We start from the raw sequence: 14,971 nt of genomic DNA, 5'->3' as shown, positions 1-14,971 counted from the left end.
CCTAGCTTTAAGTTAATATAATTACGTAACACTTTTGATTGCTTATGTTGTTATGTCAAGGTTTTTAAGTTATTTGCAGTCTAGAATAGCAATATATTCGTCACTAATGTTTAGAGGATAACGATTACCTGACATTCTAGTATAAGTTTTAATACCTACGTCTGTAGTTTTTTGAGGATAACTTTCACTCATATCCTCTTGTATCTTCTAGTTTCATTTATATCACCCATCTAATGACTTCGAAACTTTCAGCATATTCGGCACCTATTTGGACTCCTCTGGTTTTTGCAAGTGCAAAAATAAATTCTTCACTCATATAATCTCTAGAGCCTTGTGAAGTATATTCTTTTAAAGCATCACTTTTCATTTGTATGTATTTTTTTTCTAATTTTACGAACGAAGTTGTATCAAACGTAAGGTTATTCCAAATAAGTTCGTAACCTAATATTGTTGTGTTTTTAAATGCTCTTAAACCTTCATTTGCAATCGTACTATGATCTTGGTGAATATCATTTAAGGATGGCATTAATACTAAATCTGGACTTAAGTCTTTCCTTTTTTCTATCAAGTCCTCTAATATTTCCTGCCTTGCATAATTTAACTTACGAACTTCGTAATTATAAATAATTACGTTTTCTTTTTTTATACCTAATTTACCTGTGGCTTTAATGACTTCTGTTTTTAAAACATCTTTGGGGAAACCTTTAGGTATTGATGTTTCTGCAGTAGAAAAAGCAAAATAATAAACATTAGCGCCGGAATCAATAAGCTTAGCGATTGTTGCGCCTGCTCCCAATTCACCATCATCTGTGTGAGGAGCTAGCACATAAACATTTTTAAAATTATTTAACATAAATTATCTGAACTTTGATTGGTTAAGTGAAATTTCATAAAAGGATTAGTTTAATGTTAAGGGTGTATCAGTGGTTTTTCACGAACTTTGATGAAGCGTCTCATTTTAAATAGTGTTCTAACAACAAATATAATAGTATTTATGGATTCTATTATTTTTTTATAGATAAAGAAGAGTTTTGTAATTTTGGTGTATGAATTAGATCAGATATTGATACTTTGATGAATTCTTTTAGATTGGGCTTTTGAAATCAATGTATTTCAATTAATGCATCAACAATTTTTTTACTTGCTAAACCTTTTCCGTATAAGTTTAATGAAAAATCAGAAGAAAAATCCATTTTCTCATATGTCGCAAGGATCTTTCGCTTATTAGTGCCAACAAGTTTATTCAGATTTTTCTCAACTAACTCAACCCACTCTGTTTCATTCCTTAGAGTTATGCAGTGCTTCTCAAAGAAAAATGCTTCTTTCTGTAATCCACCACTATCAGTCATCACAATTGAGCAATGTTTAAGCAACCAAATCATATTTAAGTAGCTGACAGGTTCTATAATGGTAAGTCGGGATGTGTCGATATTAATTGATTCTATTATTTTTTTTGTCCGGGGGTGCATTGGTAAAATTATCTGTTGTTTGTCGGCTATTTCGTTAAGAGCAGAAAAAATCTCATTTAAGTGCTTAAGATTGTCAGTGTTTTCAGCTCTGTGGATTGTGCAAAGTATAAAGTTATTCGATATATTATTGATTTTTGGTTTTTTTGAGATTTCGCTATAATATAAAGCGCCATCTTGCATTACGTCGCCACTATGAAATACTTGCGAATTGCCTCCCCAGTTTATTATGCCTTCATTTTGTAAATTTACTACTGCACTTTTTGTAGGGCAAAATAGGGCTCTACTTAATCTATCAGTTAAGATTCTATTAATTTCTTCTGGCATCTGATTGTTAAAGCTACGAAGACCTGCTTCGACATGCGCTATATTAATTTGTAATTTTGACGCTGCTATAGCACCAGCAAGTGTTGAGTTAGTATCTCCATATACTAATACCCAGCTTGGTTTTTCTTTTATTAAAATTTCTTCAATATTTTCTATCATTTGCCCAGTCATTGCTCCATGACTTTTTCCTCCTATACCTAAAAAGTATTTTGGCTTGGGGATGTGCATTTCATCAAAGAAAATATCACTCATATTTACATCATAGTGTTGCCCAGTATGAATAATTATTTCTTGGATGTTTTTGCCATTAGATATTTGTTTTTGAATTTCTCGACTCACAGTACCGGCTTTAATGAATTGTGGGCGTGCCCCTAGAATTGTGACAATTTTCATAAGTTAACACTCGTTGTTTAGAATAATGGTTTTTTGGTAGGCATCGATCATCATATTTGTGGATTTTTCTAATGTGTAGTTTGACAGAATATGTTGTCTACCAGCTTTACCCATATCTTTTCTTAAAGAGGGGTTGTAGATGAGTTTCAAAATAGCATTTGCAGCAGCTTTTGGGCTTTCTTTTGGTACAATGAAGCCTGTAACCCCATCAATGGTTACTTCTGATGGTCCATCGGCATCAGAAACTACAACTGGTTTTTCACAAGAAGAGGCTTCAAGAATTGCAACGCCATAGCTTTCGAAGCGACTTAAAGCGACATAAATATCTAATCTGTTTATGGTTGCTGGTACCTTTGAATGCTCTATAAATCCTTTAAAAATTACCTTATCATGAATTTCTAGAGTTTTTGATAAAATAGAAAGCTTCTCTCTATCTGATCCCTCTCCTGTTATTTCTAAAATTAACGTTAAGTGACCTGAATAGCATTTTACAACTTCTGAAAATGCTCTAAGCAATGTATCTATCCCATATGTATCCTCTAGAGCTTTTACTGTTCCAATGACGAAACTATTTTTACGTGATGGTTTAATGGGATAAGGTTTGAACTTTTCTTCATTTATGCCAAAAGGTGTTATAAAAATATGCTCGTGTGGGTAAGTTTCCAAAGTTGTTTTTGCCATGCAATGGCTGGTTGATGCAATAGCTGTTGCACTTTTTAGGTTTCCTTTCAAAAAAAGCTTATGCAGAACTGACTTTTTGGGAAAGCTGTAAACATCAGACCCCCATACCGATAATATGGTGGGCTTATAATTAACAAGGCGTGCTAATAAACCGTAACCAGTAGCATAGTGGGCATTTACAATATCCGGTTTTATGGTTTTGAGTAATTCTTTTACTTCAGAATAAGCGCTTATATATCCCCAAGGGGCAATTTTGCTCAGTGTATGTAAATAAACTGCATCATTTAGTTTGCCATTAAGTTTATGAATTGAAATCAAGTGAACTTCTATTTTTTTTGATGATAAGCTATTAGCCCAATTAATTGAATGTATCGAGTTAGCACCCGCCAGTAAAACTACTTTCATTTAATGTTTTCCTTTCGATGTAGTGAAATGAGGGCAATACTCATACCAAACATTAACCACATCGGTAATAAGTAAATTACACTGCTAGCTGAAATTGCACTTATTAAGAATGACATCATAGATAAAAAGAGAGCACCTGAATTGTAACGAAAAAAAATGTCTTTTGAACGTTTGTGAATCAGATATAGTTTAATTGATATAGACAAATACCAAGTCATAAATAAAATAAAAACGACAATACCAGCATCTACTAGAATCTCTATCCAAAAATTATGCATAGACTTCAGGCGTCCGCCCACCTCTCCTTTTTGTTCTTGTACCGCTATGGATGCTCCGCCGCCTACACCAAGTCCTTTGCTATCCCATAAGGCATCTAAGCCATTTTTAATAAGTTGTTGACGTGCGCTAATACTGTTCAGTGAGTTTTCTTGCTTGGAAAGGTATTTGAATAATGCATCTCCAGTGCCCGCCATTTCCGCAATGCGTGCATTGTCAGAATCTTTCAACCCTTCTATATAATTTGGAATAAACATAAGGCTAGTTAAAAATATAACTATAATAGGTAGCCAATATCTAATGCCTTTCATAAAAAGATATAAAAATAATAAAAATGCAAAAGAAATTAGCGATCCTCTTGAGCCTGCCATAGAAACAATCAAGAATATTGAAGATAGTCCTATTAGTTTTATCGAAAACTTGTCTTGTAGTAGAAAGAAAGGTAGTGTAATGATCATTGAGACTGCTAAGTTATTAGGGTTTCCCCAAAAAACAGTTGGGGCAGATCTAATAGTGGCAATAATGTCTATGTTGAAATCTACAAAGTCGGTTCCCTTTCGTCCAAATAGGCTAGCATATTCCGAAAATGGTGAGGTTGGGAGCCTGAATGGAGTAAAAGCTTCTAATATACCTATGAGAATTGCGATTAAAAAGAAGAGTTTTAAAATTACAAATATCTGAGAATATTTATATATAGTATTTGCGTAAGAGTTAATCAAGAATACTATGGATATGCCGATAGTTAAGTAAAATAGATATTGGAGGGTATATAAAGGGTTAAGACTCCATATTATGCTTAAGGTATACCAAGAGAAAAAAAAGTATAAAAAGTATATATATTTATTTCTTGGAGAAAAAAGTGTTTCTTGTTTTCCGTTTTTCGCATAAACATATAAGAAACTAAAGAAAAAAATAACTAATACAATATGAAAAAGATAGAGTTTAGAATAACCAACACCAGAACCCATTACGGTAGTGGCTATTAAAAAAAGAAATATTTTTGATAAACTAATTTTCACAGGGAAGTAACATGATTGATTTCATTTGTCATGCGTTCGGACCACGTCCATAATTTTTTGTTTTCAGTGTCTTTCAGATTTCGTAACAATTGCAATTGTAGAGGTTTATCGTTTATTAATTTTAATAAATCTTTTGCAATGAAATCAAAGTCTATATGGTCTGGATCGTAAATATATCCATTATATTTGTGTTGAATCCAGCTAGGTGTATCACCGTTCGCTAGGGTTATAATGATTGTGTTTGTACGAATTGCTTCTAAAAGTGGGTTCCCAACATTAGATGAATCATACATAGACAAGAAAAAATCTGTGCCTGCCATATATGCTAATACCTGATTTTGATTAACGGCCCCAATAAACTCAATGTTATCTTCCAGGTCGAGCTCTAGAGCTAACAATTGTAATTTATGTTTTTGGTTTCCGTCTCCAACTACATAGTATTTAAAGTTATCAAATCCTAGTTTTTTAAGTGCATCTAATAGATATAAGCAACGCTCTACTTTTTTCCAGTCGACTAATCTAGAGACAGATAAAAAAACTTTTTTATTATCTTTAATACAAATTGGATTATTTATGTGCTGAAATAAATCTACACCATTTGCCCAAAAAGACATATTGAATGGTTTGGCCCCTTTAATTTTTCGAACTGCTTTATCTCCTTGAGTGCCATCATTTGTCATTATTAAGAGGTCAGAGTTAAGCCGAATTGCTAGGATTAAGTCGAGATTAAATAATAGCCTTAAATATTGTTTTTTTGAAAACATTTCATGTAAAAAAGTTCCTTGGAATCTGGAAACAGTTTTTATATTTTTTGAAAAAAATATTTTCAGAATATGCATCGCCAAGACGCCATGAAGCTCATAGCCGTATACTACATCATATTCATTTTTCCTAAGTAATTTTTGGGCTGCATATGCAAGTTTAACTATAGTAATAAAACTACTAAGTTTGCCAATAAGTAATTTTGTATGTTTTGGTAGTTTTGTTCGTAATTTGGGGAATGGCCAATATATTCTTAGAATATTAACTCCCTTAATGTTGATTTCATCTTCATAAAAATAATTACCATTCTCTAAGTTATCTCTAGCCACTATATAATCTACTTCCCAATCAGCCTCTGCATACGCTTCTGGTGTTTTTCTAATTACTTGGATGGATTTTTCTTTGAAATCTAAGCCAGATAAAAACAATATTCTTTTCATGGTTTAATCGTCTGTTTGGATGTATTTAAGGATTTTTGCGGGATTTCCAGCAACTACTGAGCCAGGTATTTTAATGGATTTAGTAACAACGCTGCCTGCACCTATGACACAGTTGTTTGCGATTTTGACGCCAGGTAGTATAATTGAATTAGCTCCAAGCCAAACATTATTTCCAATTTCTATAGGCGGGGCTGGTACTGTGCCCCTATTTTCTTCAAAGTTGTGATTGCTGCTTATGATTTTTACCCCAGGAGCAATCAATATATTCTCTCCCAATTTTATACCATTAAGAGATTGTAAATATAAGGAGTGGCTAGCAGAAAAGCTAACAAGAGTGTTTAAGTCTTTATTGTAATCTAGTTTTCGTCCTATAACTGTGGATGTAAAATGCAGAGCTTCTTTGAAGTTGCTATTATTTTTAAAAATTCTCTGAATAGTAAAATTTAAAAAAGTTGTGCCTATTCCTGTTTTTTTTATTAGCGCAAAATGCAAATGGAATCTTGTTTTTTTAATGTATTTTTTAAGCATTAAAAGCTATCTTCGCGGATAAGGTAAGATACATGCCATAAACTATGCAATATAAAACAGATATCGCAGTAATCGCAGTATGTGCATCATTTACTATAAAGAAAATCACTAACATGCCTGTAAGTAGTAAAAGCATTCCAACTAGGTTGATTCCTTGTTTTTCGGCAATGTAAATCATAAAGCTTAGTGGATTTGTTATAAATCTTAAAAACAGCGCTGGGATAAGAATTCTTGCATACTCTCCAGCTTCACTCCAGTCTTCGCCGAAAATTAATACGAATATATCCTCAACCCAAAAAAACAAGATTATACTTGTTGGTAAAGCCATAAAAAATAAAGCTAGAAAAGTTTTTTTGAAAATGTCTTTTGCGTTTCCATGTTTTTTGTAATCTTCGCTTGCACGTTGTTTAAAAACATCTAGAACAGAACTTGATATGAGGGTGATTGGGGCTTGTAAAACTCTTTGAGTTAGATAAAAAAAACCTGCGGCTGATGGTGAGAACAATGCTGCGAGTAATATGTTTGGTGCTTGTGACGCTGTTATATTAGCAAGTGCAGTTGGTACATCAAATTTGGGAAATTTAGAGTACCTTTTGGAAAGTGCTATTATCTTTAAATAGTTTAACGAATATAATTTTAAGTCATTAGATATAAAATTGTAACCCAGCTGAATTAATGGTAATAGTTGCCCAAAAAGTGTTCCCCAAATTAACCCACCTTGGTGGGATAGGCTACCTAATCCAAGTTGACTGAAGCCTGTGCCTGCACTTAACAGTATTCGATTTTTTGCAATTAATTTATACATTTTGACTCTGTTGTACCAAAAACTCAGAGTTCTATGGATGCCGATTAATAAGATACTTAAAGGGATAAGGTATAACCATTTATTTATTTCTTGGTTATTTAATAAAATGACTATCTGGGGCTTGAAAACGATTAAGCTGATTGATACGAATATTGTGCTAGCAATTGTAATTGCTAGGCATAAGCAAGTTATTTGAAATGCATCTTCATTTTTTTGAGGAAGTATGATTGATAGTTCATATCGCCCTGAGACTACTGTCGATATTATAGATGAGATTGCTATATAAAAAGCTAAAAGCCCAAAATCTTCTGGCGAGTAAATACGAGTAAAAATAGGACTCAATGCTATTGGTATGGCTTGAGCTATCGTTGTTCCAGTCATTAAGGTTAATATATTTTTACTATATTCGGATTTAGGTCTTAGCATTCTAATCATCCTTGTGCCCTGTCTAATACCCTAATTATCATCATTAATCTTATTTATTTCTTGCTAAGTAACAGTTCGTTAAGTGAAAGGAAATAATAACTAGAAACACCATATGTAATTTAATATTCTTTGTATTAATTTATTTGGGGGATGTGTTATGGCTGCTGTTTTAAAAACAAGTTATCTTTAAGTATTATGGCGTGGTTGAATATTGTATGTGAAGGTTTTATTATTAAATTAAAGGTTTTATGTTCTCGCAAATATGAGAAATCTCGCTATCACTTAAAAATGGGTTCATGGGAATACTCATCACTTCTTTGCTTGCTAACTCCGCAACAGGAAAATGGCCTTTAGTGTAACCTAAATAATGAAAACATTCCTGTAGATGAAGTGGTACAGGATAATGCACAGCGGTTGGTATGCCGGCCTCTTTTAAGTTTTGTTGTAAACTGTCTCTGTTTGAAACGCGAATAGTGTATTGAGCCCATGCACTAGAACGCTCCGCTTTAGTTATTGGCTTAATTATAGAGTTGCTTAATTTATTAGAGTAAGAAGATGCTACGTTTTGACGCATTTCAAGTTCTTTGTGATAGTGCGGTAACTTAGCAAGTAATATTGCGGCTTGTATTGTATCCATTCTCCCGCCCATACCGATATATTTATGGTGATATCGTTCATTTTGCCCATGAACTCGCATCATTTTCATTTTTTCTGCATAGTTATCATTGTTTGTGAAAACTGCCCCACCGTCCCCATAGCACCCCAAAGGCTTTGCCGGAAAAAAACTAGTAGTTGATATATCACCTAGATTACTATCAGTTTTTCCCTTGTAAGTTGAGCCAAAGCTTTGAGCCCCATCAATGATAACTTTTAAATTATACTTATTAGCTATTGCTTGAATGGAGTCCAAATCAGCGGGTTGACCATAGAGACTCACAGCCATTATCGCTTTAGTTTTCTGTGTAATAGCAGCCTCTATTTTGCTGGCATCTATGTTGTAAGTGTCTTCTTCGATATCTACGAAGACTGGCTTAGCTTTTATGAAAGCAATAGTTTCAGCAGTAGCAATAAAAGTAAAAGGTGTGGTGATTATCTCATCGTCAGCTTCTATATCCATGGCCATCATAGCTAATAGCAATGCATCGGTTCCATTTGAGCAGGTGATTGCATGTTTTGCGCCAGTAAACTCTTGTAGTTGTTTTTCTAACTGATGGATCTCTTCACCCATGATGTAGTTAGACTTATTTAAGACGGCTTGTATGCTGGCATCAATATCTTTTTTATAGAGTTGATATTGGTATTGAAGGTTTGCGAAATCGATTTTCATATTAATTGTTTACTTTTATTTGGCCGTTTTTAAGTTCGTATATTTGATTAGTGTTCTTGCATGTCGTTATTGCATTGCCTTCAAGTGGTAAATTTAGAGTCTCTCCATATTCGCTCATCCAGCCAATTTGTTTTGCGGGAACTCCAACCATTAAAGCATAAGGTTTTACATCTTTATTGATAACTGCACCTGCGCCAATAAATGCAAATTTACCAATTGTTACTCCGCAGACAATGGTGCAGTTAGCTCCTAACGTTGCTCCTTTTTTTACAAGAGTATCTTTGTATTCATTTTTTCGCTCAACCAGAGATCTGGGGTTGAATACATTAGTAAATACCATGCTCGGTCCGCAAAAAACGCCTTCCTCTAAAGTGACATTGTCATAAACAGAAACGTTGTTTTGAATTTTGCATTTGTCTCCAATGGCTACTTTGTTTCCTATAAAAACATTTTGGCCAAGTGAAACGTCATTACCTATTTTGGCGCCAGAGCAAATGTGTGCCCAGTGCCAAATTCTTGATCCATCTCCGATTTTGGCACCACTATCTACAATGGCAGTTTCATGAATTTGAATATTTGTTGGCATAGATTAAAATTCTAAAGGAAGTGATACTGTTTTGTCATCACGTGCAGAAAGGTAGGCTGCAATTAATAGTTCGAGTGACTTTAAGCCTTCCCTTCCATCCGTTTCTGGTTCTGCGTCCCCACGCAAAACATCAATTACGTTTTTGAAATAGAGAGGGTGACCAAACCCATAGACTGAGGTTGTTTGATAGTTGGCTTCCTTTACCTGGTTATCATATTCTTTTGGTTCGTCGAATTCCCATTTTTGAATATCATTAACAGCCATTCCGCCAATACGGACTGTACCTTTATCGCCCAGTATAGTTATGGAGCCTTCCATATTGTTTGGATAGGTTAGCATTGTCACCGCCATTGATCCTAGGGCACCGTTGCGCCAACGAATATTAAGTACCCCCGTATCTTCTACTTCAATATCCCGTGTGGTGCTCATCATTGCTTGTATTTTATCAACTGGGCCAATCAGCCAATCAAGCAAGTCAACATAGTGACTTGCTTGATTCATAAATGCTCCACCATCAAATTCCCATGTTCCGCGCCATTCCGCCTGATCGTAATAATCTTGTGGGCGCGTCCAGAATACGTTGAGATGAACCATGTTGATTTTGCCGAAACGTTTTTCTTGAACAGCTTGTTTCAGAAGCTGCAGTGTTGTGTTTCTGCGATTTTGTTTAACAACAAATAAACGTACACCTGCATCATCGCACGCTTTAACCATTCTTACGCCATCGTGCCATCGGGTTGCCATTGGTTTTTCTGTCATTACATGAACGCCATACTTAGCGGCCATTACTACTTGATCAGGGTGTATTCCACTGGGTGTACAAATTGATACAATATCAAGATCTTCTTTTTCTAGCATTTCTTCTAGCTTAAGGTAGCCTTTGACGGTGTACTGATCTTCGTGTTTTTTGAGAACCTCTGAATTTGTATCGCAAATAGAGATGAGTTCAATATTTTCGTTGTGCTTTTCTATTGAACCAAAGTGGTTTTTTGATATGCGCCCACAACCAACAATTGCGCATCTGATTTTTCTGTCTTTAATTACGGGATACATAATTTATGCCTTTATTATGTTGTCTGCAGGTTCAAGGTATACGCCACGAGTATCGATTAAAAGTTGTGCATTATTTTTGAGCATAGCATAGTCGAATTTAGCGTGGTTTGTCGCAAGTAAAAGCACATCGTATTCAGTGATTTTTTCAGGAGTAAGGTTTACACTTTCAAGGTCAAAATGATGCTCACGCATTTTGGGGAAAACAGGTACGTGTGGATCAGTGTACTCAACGATTGCTCCTTTGGCTTCAAGTAACTCCATTAATTCAACAGAGGGTGATTCGCGCATATCATCAACATCCTTTTTGTAAGCAATGCCAAGTACTAGTATTTTGGATCCTTTTATTGATTTTTCTCGATCATTGAGTGCATCCATTAATTTGCCAATTACCCATCGTGGCATGTTGGTGTTAACTTCACCCGCAAGTTCTATAAAGCGAGTGTTGAGACCATATTCCCTTGCTTTCCATGTCAAATAAAATGGATCAATCGGGATACAGTGTCCACCAAGACCAGGGCCAGGATAATAAGCTGTAAAACCAAATGGTTTGGTAGCTGCAGCACGAATAACCTCATGAATATCAATACCCATGCGATCTGCAACTATCTTCATTTCATTCACTAATCCTATATTGACTGAACGATGAATGTTTTCCAGTAATTTGGTCATTTCAGCTGCTTTAGTTGAGCTAACAGGTACAATTTGATCTATTGCGGGTTGATATATGGCTGTCCCAACTTCCATGCATGCGTCTGTGTGTCCACCAACAACCTTTGGGATTGTGTGAGTTGTAAAATCAGGGTTGCCAGGGTCTTCTCTTTCTGGCGAATAGACCAAGAAAATATCTTTACCAACCTTTAATCCAGTTGATTCCATTCTTGGTAGCAGCTCTTCTTCTGTTGTGCCTGGGTAAGTCGTACTTTCAAGCGAAAGAACATGTCCTTTTCTAAGATAAGGAATAACGGCATCAGCAGTATCTGTTACATAGCTTAAGTCAGGCTCTCTATATTTATTAAGAGGGGTTGGGACACATAAAATGAGAGTGTCTGCTTCAGTCGCACGAGAGAAGTCAGTGGTTGCTTCGAACCCCTTTTTCAAACTTGATTGAATTTCTGATGACGGGATATGTTCTATGTAGCTTTTTCCTTCGTTTAATGCGCTAACTTTATCTTGGTCAATATCTATGCCGATAACTTTAAAACCAACTTCGGCATATCGAATCAACAATGGGAGGCCAACATAACCTAAACCGAGTATGCCGATAGTTGCAGTTTTGTTGTTTAATTTAGAAATTAAGTCTGTTTTTGTTTTCATAAAATTCTGTTAGTAATATGTAATTGGTTAGATAACTAGTTAAGAGTCATTGCCAAAGAGATCACGTGTGACTACTTTTTCGGCAGTGTCTTGAATGTCGTCAGATAAGCGGTTTGCAACGATTACGTCAGCTTTTTCCTTGAAGGAGTTCAAATCTTTTATAACGGCCGAGCCTGAAAATTCATTTTCATGCAGCTCTGGCTCGAAGATTATCACTTCAACCCCTTGAGCCTTCAAGCGCTTCATGATCCCTTGAATAGAAGAAGCTCTAAAATTATCAGATCCACTTTTCATGATTAATCTGTAAATGCCTACTACTTTTGGCTTTCTTTGTAGTACTAGCTCGGCTATAAAGTCTTTGCGTGTGCTATTAGATTCAACGATGGCATTAATCAGGTTGCTCGGAACATCCTGGTAGTTTGCTCTTAGTTGTTTCGTGTCTTTGGGTAGGCAGTATCCGCCATAGCCAAATGATGGGTTGTTGTAGTGATTTCCTATCCGTGGGTCCAAGCCTACACCTTCTATAATCTGTTTCGTGTCTAGGCTGTGTATCTGTGCGTAGGTATCTAGTTCATTAAAATATGCAACTCGCATTGCTAAGTAGGTATTTGAGAATAACTTTATTGCTTCAGCTTCTGTAGAATCGCTTAAAAGTAGGGGGGTGTCTTTTTTTATAGCGCCTTCGAGAAGTAGGTCTGCAAATTGCTGGGCGCGGTCTGATTGTTCGCCAACTATGATACGAGATGGGTATAGATTGTCGTAAAGTGCCTGGCCTTCTCTTAAGAATTCTGGCGAGAATAGAATATTGTCTGTGCCTAGCTCTTCTTTTATTCTTTTTGTATAGCCCACAGGTACAGTGGACTTTATAACCATAATGGCTTCTGGGTTTATCGCTTTGACGTCTTTGATGACAGTTTCTACTGTCGAGGTATCGAAGTAGTTGGTTTCTGTGTCGTAATCGGTTGGCGTCGCGATGATCACGTAATCAGCGTTTTGATAGGCTTCGTGTTTATCAAGCGTAGCATTTAGGCTGAGCGTTTTGTTTTTTAAGAAATCTTCGATTTCTACGTCTGATATCGGTGATATGCCATTGTTGATTTGATCGACTTTTGCAGCGTCAATATCGAGCGCAATTACATCATTGTGTTGTGCCAGTAAAACTCCGTTAGAGAGTCCTACATAGCCTGTTCCCGCAATAGCAATTTTGAAACGCTTTTTGTTCATGATAAGTCTTTTCGGTAATTCCTTTTGTGCGGCGCATTCTAAACTTAATCATGAATGGGTTGTAGTTTTATTTTAACGGCACATGATGTCGCTCAAAAAAAGCCCTCAAAGTGGGGAGGTGCCTAAGCAATTTTGTTATTGGTTCGATATCAGTCTTTTTGCTTTAAGTCGCTCAATAATAACATTCACCTCTGCTTCTATTGTTAGTGTGGATGTGTTGATTACAATATCGGGTTTGATAGGTTCTTCATAAGGGGCCGATATTCCGGTGAAGTTCTCGATCTCGCCTTTCCGTGCGCGCGCATATAAGCCTTTGGGGTCTCGCTCTTCACAAACTTCCAGATCACATTTGCAATAGACTTCGTGGAAGTCGCCGTGTGGTAGTCGGCTTCTCACTCTTTCTCTGTCTTCTCTGTAAGGCGATACGAATGCGGCTAATACGATGGTGCCAGCCTCAACAAACAGTTTTGACACTTCGCCCACACGTCTCATGTTTTCATGGCGATCTTCTGCAGAAAAGTGAAGATCAGAGCAAAGCCCATGACGAACATTGTCGCCATCAAGCACGATGACATTATGTCCGCTTTCAAATAGATGCTTTTCAACCGCGTTAGCTAAAGAAGATTTGCCAGAGCCAGAGAGTCCGGTAAACCATAAAACAAAGCTCTTGTGATTGTTTCTTTCCTGGCGGTGTTGCCTGGTTATGTAGTTGTCGTGCCAATAAACGTCCTGTGTCATGTCAAATATATTCCAAAGAAATTGATCGTTTTTGAACCAGTTATGATTGTGCCTCATCTAAAGAAAGTTTGATGATGAACAAAGTTAATATGTTAAAGGTAGTAATGTTACATTAATTAATGATTAAACCGTAATGCGTTTCGTTGTTTGAAAAAAACCTGGTGTTGTGAAGGCATATCGGTTGTTTCTTTTAAAGTGAGGGTAAATAGTTAGCACTTAAAGTATGCAACCAGTTACAGAGATTAGATGGGCTTTGTTTTTAAAAGTATAAAGGCTTTAAGTTTGGTTGTGATTGTCGGTTTCATTTGTTGTTGTTAATTTGGTATAAGCTTACATAAAAAGAGTCTTTAATGGATTCGTATTAAAAATATAAAATATTAATGCTGTCCAGGGTGTGGCAAGTTTTACCAGTAGAGATGCCTTATTGGATGCTTTAAATCACGATAAAGCGATAGTTTCTTGAAATGAAAGGCATCTTTCATCCGACTAAGAAAAAAAAAGGTTTTTTTTTAATCTTAGTGTTGTATAATCACAACAATGTGTTCAAATATACCGCAATGTTGCGTAATAGCAACATTGGCCAATTGAAGCTTTGTTGGTACTGTTTGATTTAAGGCTATTCCTTTTATACAGGATTTGTCTTAATTATTAAGCAAGCATTAAGCGTATATTGAATAGGATGCTTTTGAATTAAGTCGGTTTAGATTAGTGAAGTACATTTTAAGTTTGTTTTTTGTTTTTTTTCAATTTCAACTAGCTGTTGCAGCAGAATCTGCGGTGGTAGACAGGAGTGAATTGGAAACTCGCGTAAGTGAGCGTTGGGGGGCATTTGTTAATCATAAGTTTGGCGATGCTTACAAGTATGCAACGCCTACTTATAGGGCGGTTTTTACTAAAGATCTCTATGTTAGTCAGTTCAGTCATGGTATTGATTGGAACTTGACAAAAATAGCGGACATAAAATATGATCCGGCTACTAGTGTGGCCACGGTTATAGTTTTGGTAGAGACTAAGCCTAAGAATTCGAAGGGGCTTAGCGCCGAGGCAAGTGTTGCCAGTGTTGAGATTCGTGAGAAATGGCTTCACATTAAGGGCCAATGGTGGCATAGTTCCAGCGAATAAGGGGTGATACCAGATACAGTCTGTTGTTATTTCTATTATCTAGGTAGTAATGCCGTTAAATATAGTAATTTTTTTATAA

The 14,971-nt window shown here is 35.9% G+C and carries 14 protein-coding genes; 1 reads left to right on the top strand and 13 read right to left on the bottom strand.

Going from position 1 to position 14,971, the window contains the following annotated elements:
• Positions 1-217 precede the first annotated feature (217 nt).
• From OO007_RS01795 to cysC, 13 genes are all read right to left on the bottom strand, one after another.
• Positions 218-853: a PIG-L deacetylase family protein gene (locus OO007_RS01795; protein ID WP_325807512.1), complete on the bottom strand. Its 636-nt coding sequence runs from the start codon at positions 851-853 to the stop codon at positions 218-220.
• A 250-nt stretch (positions 854-1,103) separates the two neighbouring features.
• Positions 1,104-2,186: a non-hydrolyzing UDP-N-acetylglucosamine 2-epimerase gene (wecB, locus tag OO007_RS01790; RefSeq protein ID WP_325807511.1), complete on the bottom strand. Its 1,083-nt coding sequence runs from the start codon at positions 2,184-2,186 to the stop codon at positions 1,104-1,106.
• Positions 2,187-2,189: 3 nt separating this feature from the next.
• Complete coding sequence (locus tag OO007_RS01785; RefSeq protein WP_325807510.1) at positions 2,190-3,272, bottom strand: glycosyltransferase; 1,083 nt, start codon at positions 3,270-3,272, stop codon at positions 2,190-2,192.
• Positions 3,269-4,516 (bottom strand): O-antigen ligase family protein, encoded by a 1,248-nt coding sequence (locus OO007_RS01780; protein ID WP_325807509.1) that lies wholly within the window; start codon positions 4,514-4,516, stop codon positions 3,269-3,271. Before OO007_RS01780 ends, OO007_RS01785 begins: the two co-directional genes overlap by 4 nt.
• Positions 4,517-4,563: 47 nt before the next feature.
• A complete protein-coding gene (locus OO007_RS01775) occupies positions 4,564-5,769 on the bottom strand; it encodes a glycosyltransferase family 4 protein (protein ID WP_325807508.1) in 1,206 nt (401 codons plus the stop codon).
• A gap of 3 nt (positions 5,770-5,772) precedes the next feature.
• The gene (locus tag OO007_RS01770; RefSeq protein WP_325807507.1) at positions 5,773-6,297 is read right to left on the bottom strand and encodes an acyltransferase; all 525 of its coding nucleotides are present in this window, start codon (positions 6,295-6,297) and stop codon (positions 5,773-5,775) included.
• Entirely contained in the window at positions 6,290-7,528 is a 1,239-nt protein-coding gene (locus OO007_RS01765; protein ID WP_325807506.1) for a lipopolysaccharide biosynthesis protein, read from the bottom strand. The genes OO007_RS01770 and OO007_RS01765 overlap by 8 nt, the downstream gene beginning before the upstream one ends.
• Positions 7,529-7,760: 232 nt before the next feature.
• On the bottom strand, positions 7,761-8,855 hold the full coding sequence (locus tag OO007_RS01760) for a DegT/DnrJ/EryC1/StrS family aminotransferase (protein ID WP_325807505.1): 1,095 nt from the start codon (positions 8,853-8,855) through the stop codon (positions 7,761-7,763).
• A gap of 1 nt (position 8,856) precedes the next feature.
• A complete protein-coding gene (locus OO007_RS01755) occupies positions 8,857-9,441 on the bottom strand; it encodes an acyltransferase (RefSeq protein WP_325807504.1) in 585 nt (194 codons plus the stop codon).
• A 3-nt stretch (positions 9,442-9,444) separates the two neighbouring features.
• On the bottom strand, positions 9,445-10,494 hold the full coding sequence (locus OO007_RS01750; protein ID WP_325807503.1) for a Gfo/Idh/MocA family protein: 1,050 nt from the start codon (positions 10,492-10,494) through the stop codon (positions 9,445-9,447).
• 3 nt (positions 10,495-10,497) lie between these two features.
• The gene (locus OO007_RS01745) at positions 10,498-11,808 is read right to left on the bottom strand and encodes a nucleotide sugar dehydrogenase (RefSeq protein WP_325807502.1); all 1,311 of its coding nucleotides are present in this window, start codon (positions 11,806-11,808) and stop codon (positions 10,498-10,500) included.
• Positions 11,809-11,847: 39 nt separating this feature from the next.
• Complete coding sequence (locus OO007_RS01740; protein WP_325807501.1) at positions 11,848-13,032, bottom strand: nucleotide sugar dehydrogenase; 1,185 nt, start codon at positions 13,030-13,032, stop codon at positions 11,848-11,850.
• A 135-nt stretch (positions 13,033-13,167) separates the two neighbouring features.
• A complete protein-coding gene (cysC, locus tag OO007_RS01735) occupies positions 13,168-13,770 on the bottom strand; it encodes an adenylyl-sulfate kinase (protein ID WP_325807500.1) in 603 nt (200 codons plus the stop codon).
• A 708-nt stretch (positions 13,771-14,478) separates the two neighbouring features.
• Between cysC and OO007_RS01730 the strand changes: the two genes are divergently transcribed.
• Positions 14,479-14,892, top strand: coding sequence for a hypothetical protein (locus OO007_RS01730; protein WP_325807499.1), 414 nt, complete (start codon positions 14,479-14,481; stop codon positions 14,890-14,892).
• The last annotated feature ends 79 nt before the right edge of the window (positions 14,893-14,971 follow it).

This window comes from Cocleimonas sp. KMM 6892 (assembly GCF_035798195.1).
In the GTDB taxonomy this organism is placed as follows: domain Bacteria; phylum Pseudomonadota; class Gammaproteobacteria; order Thiotrichales; family Thiotrichaceae; genus Cocleimonas; species Cocleimonas flava.
This window is presented reverse-complemented; position numbering and strand designations above follow the sequence as displayed.

Excerpts from the sequence above, each read along its gene's own strand:
- OO007_RS01745 (WP_325807502.1), bottom strand. The coding sequence starts at position 11,808 with ATGAAAACAAAAACAGACTTAATTTCTAAATTAAACAACAAAACTGCA.
- OO007_RS01770 (WP_325807507.1), bottom strand. The coding sequence starts at position 6,297 with ATGCTTAAAAAATACATTAAAAAAACAAGATTCCATTTGCATTTTGCG.
- wecB (WP_325807511.1), bottom strand. The coding sequence starts at position 2,186 with ATGAAAATTGTCACAATTCTAGGGGCACGCCCACAATTCATTAAAGCC.
- OO007_RS01780 (WP_325807509.1), bottom strand. The coding sequence starts at position 4,516 with ATGGGTTCTGGTGTTGGTTATTCTAAACTCTATCTTTTTCATATTGTA.
- OO007_RS01795 (WP_325807512.1), bottom strand. The coding sequence starts at position 853 with ATGTTAAATAATTTTAAAAATGTTTATGTGCTAGCTCCTCACACAGAT.
- OO007_RS01755 (WP_325807504.1), bottom strand. The coding sequence starts at position 9,441 with ATGCCAACAAATATTCAAATTCATGAAACTGCCATTGTAGATAGTGGT.
- OO007_RS01775 (WP_325807508.1), bottom strand. The coding sequence starts at position 5,769 with ATGAAAAGAATATTGTTTTTATCTGGCTTAGATTTCAAAGAAAAATCC.
- OO007_RS01750 (WP_325807503.1), bottom strand. The coding sequence starts at position 10,494 with ATGTATCCCGTAATTAAAGACAGAAAAATCAGATGCGCAATTGTTGGT.
- cysC (WP_325807500.1), bottom strand. The coding sequence starts at position 13,770 with ATGACACAGGACGTTTATTGGCACGACAACTACATAACCAGGCAACAC.
- OO007_RS01765 (WP_325807506.1), bottom strand. The coding sequence starts at position 7,528 with ATGCTAAGACCTAAATCCGAATATAGTAAAAATATATTAACCTTAATG.
- OO007_RS01760 (WP_325807505.1), bottom strand. The coding sequence starts at position 8,855 with ATGAAAATCGATTTCGCAAACCTTCAATACCAATATCAACTCTATAAA.
- OO007_RS01785 (WP_325807510.1), bottom strand. The coding sequence starts at position 3,272 with ATGAAAGTAGTTTTACTGGCGGGTGCTAACTCGATACATTCAATTAAT.
- OO007_RS01740 (WP_325807501.1), bottom strand. The coding sequence starts at position 13,032 with ATGAACAAAAAGCGTTTCAAAATTGCTATTGCGGGAACAGGCTATGTA.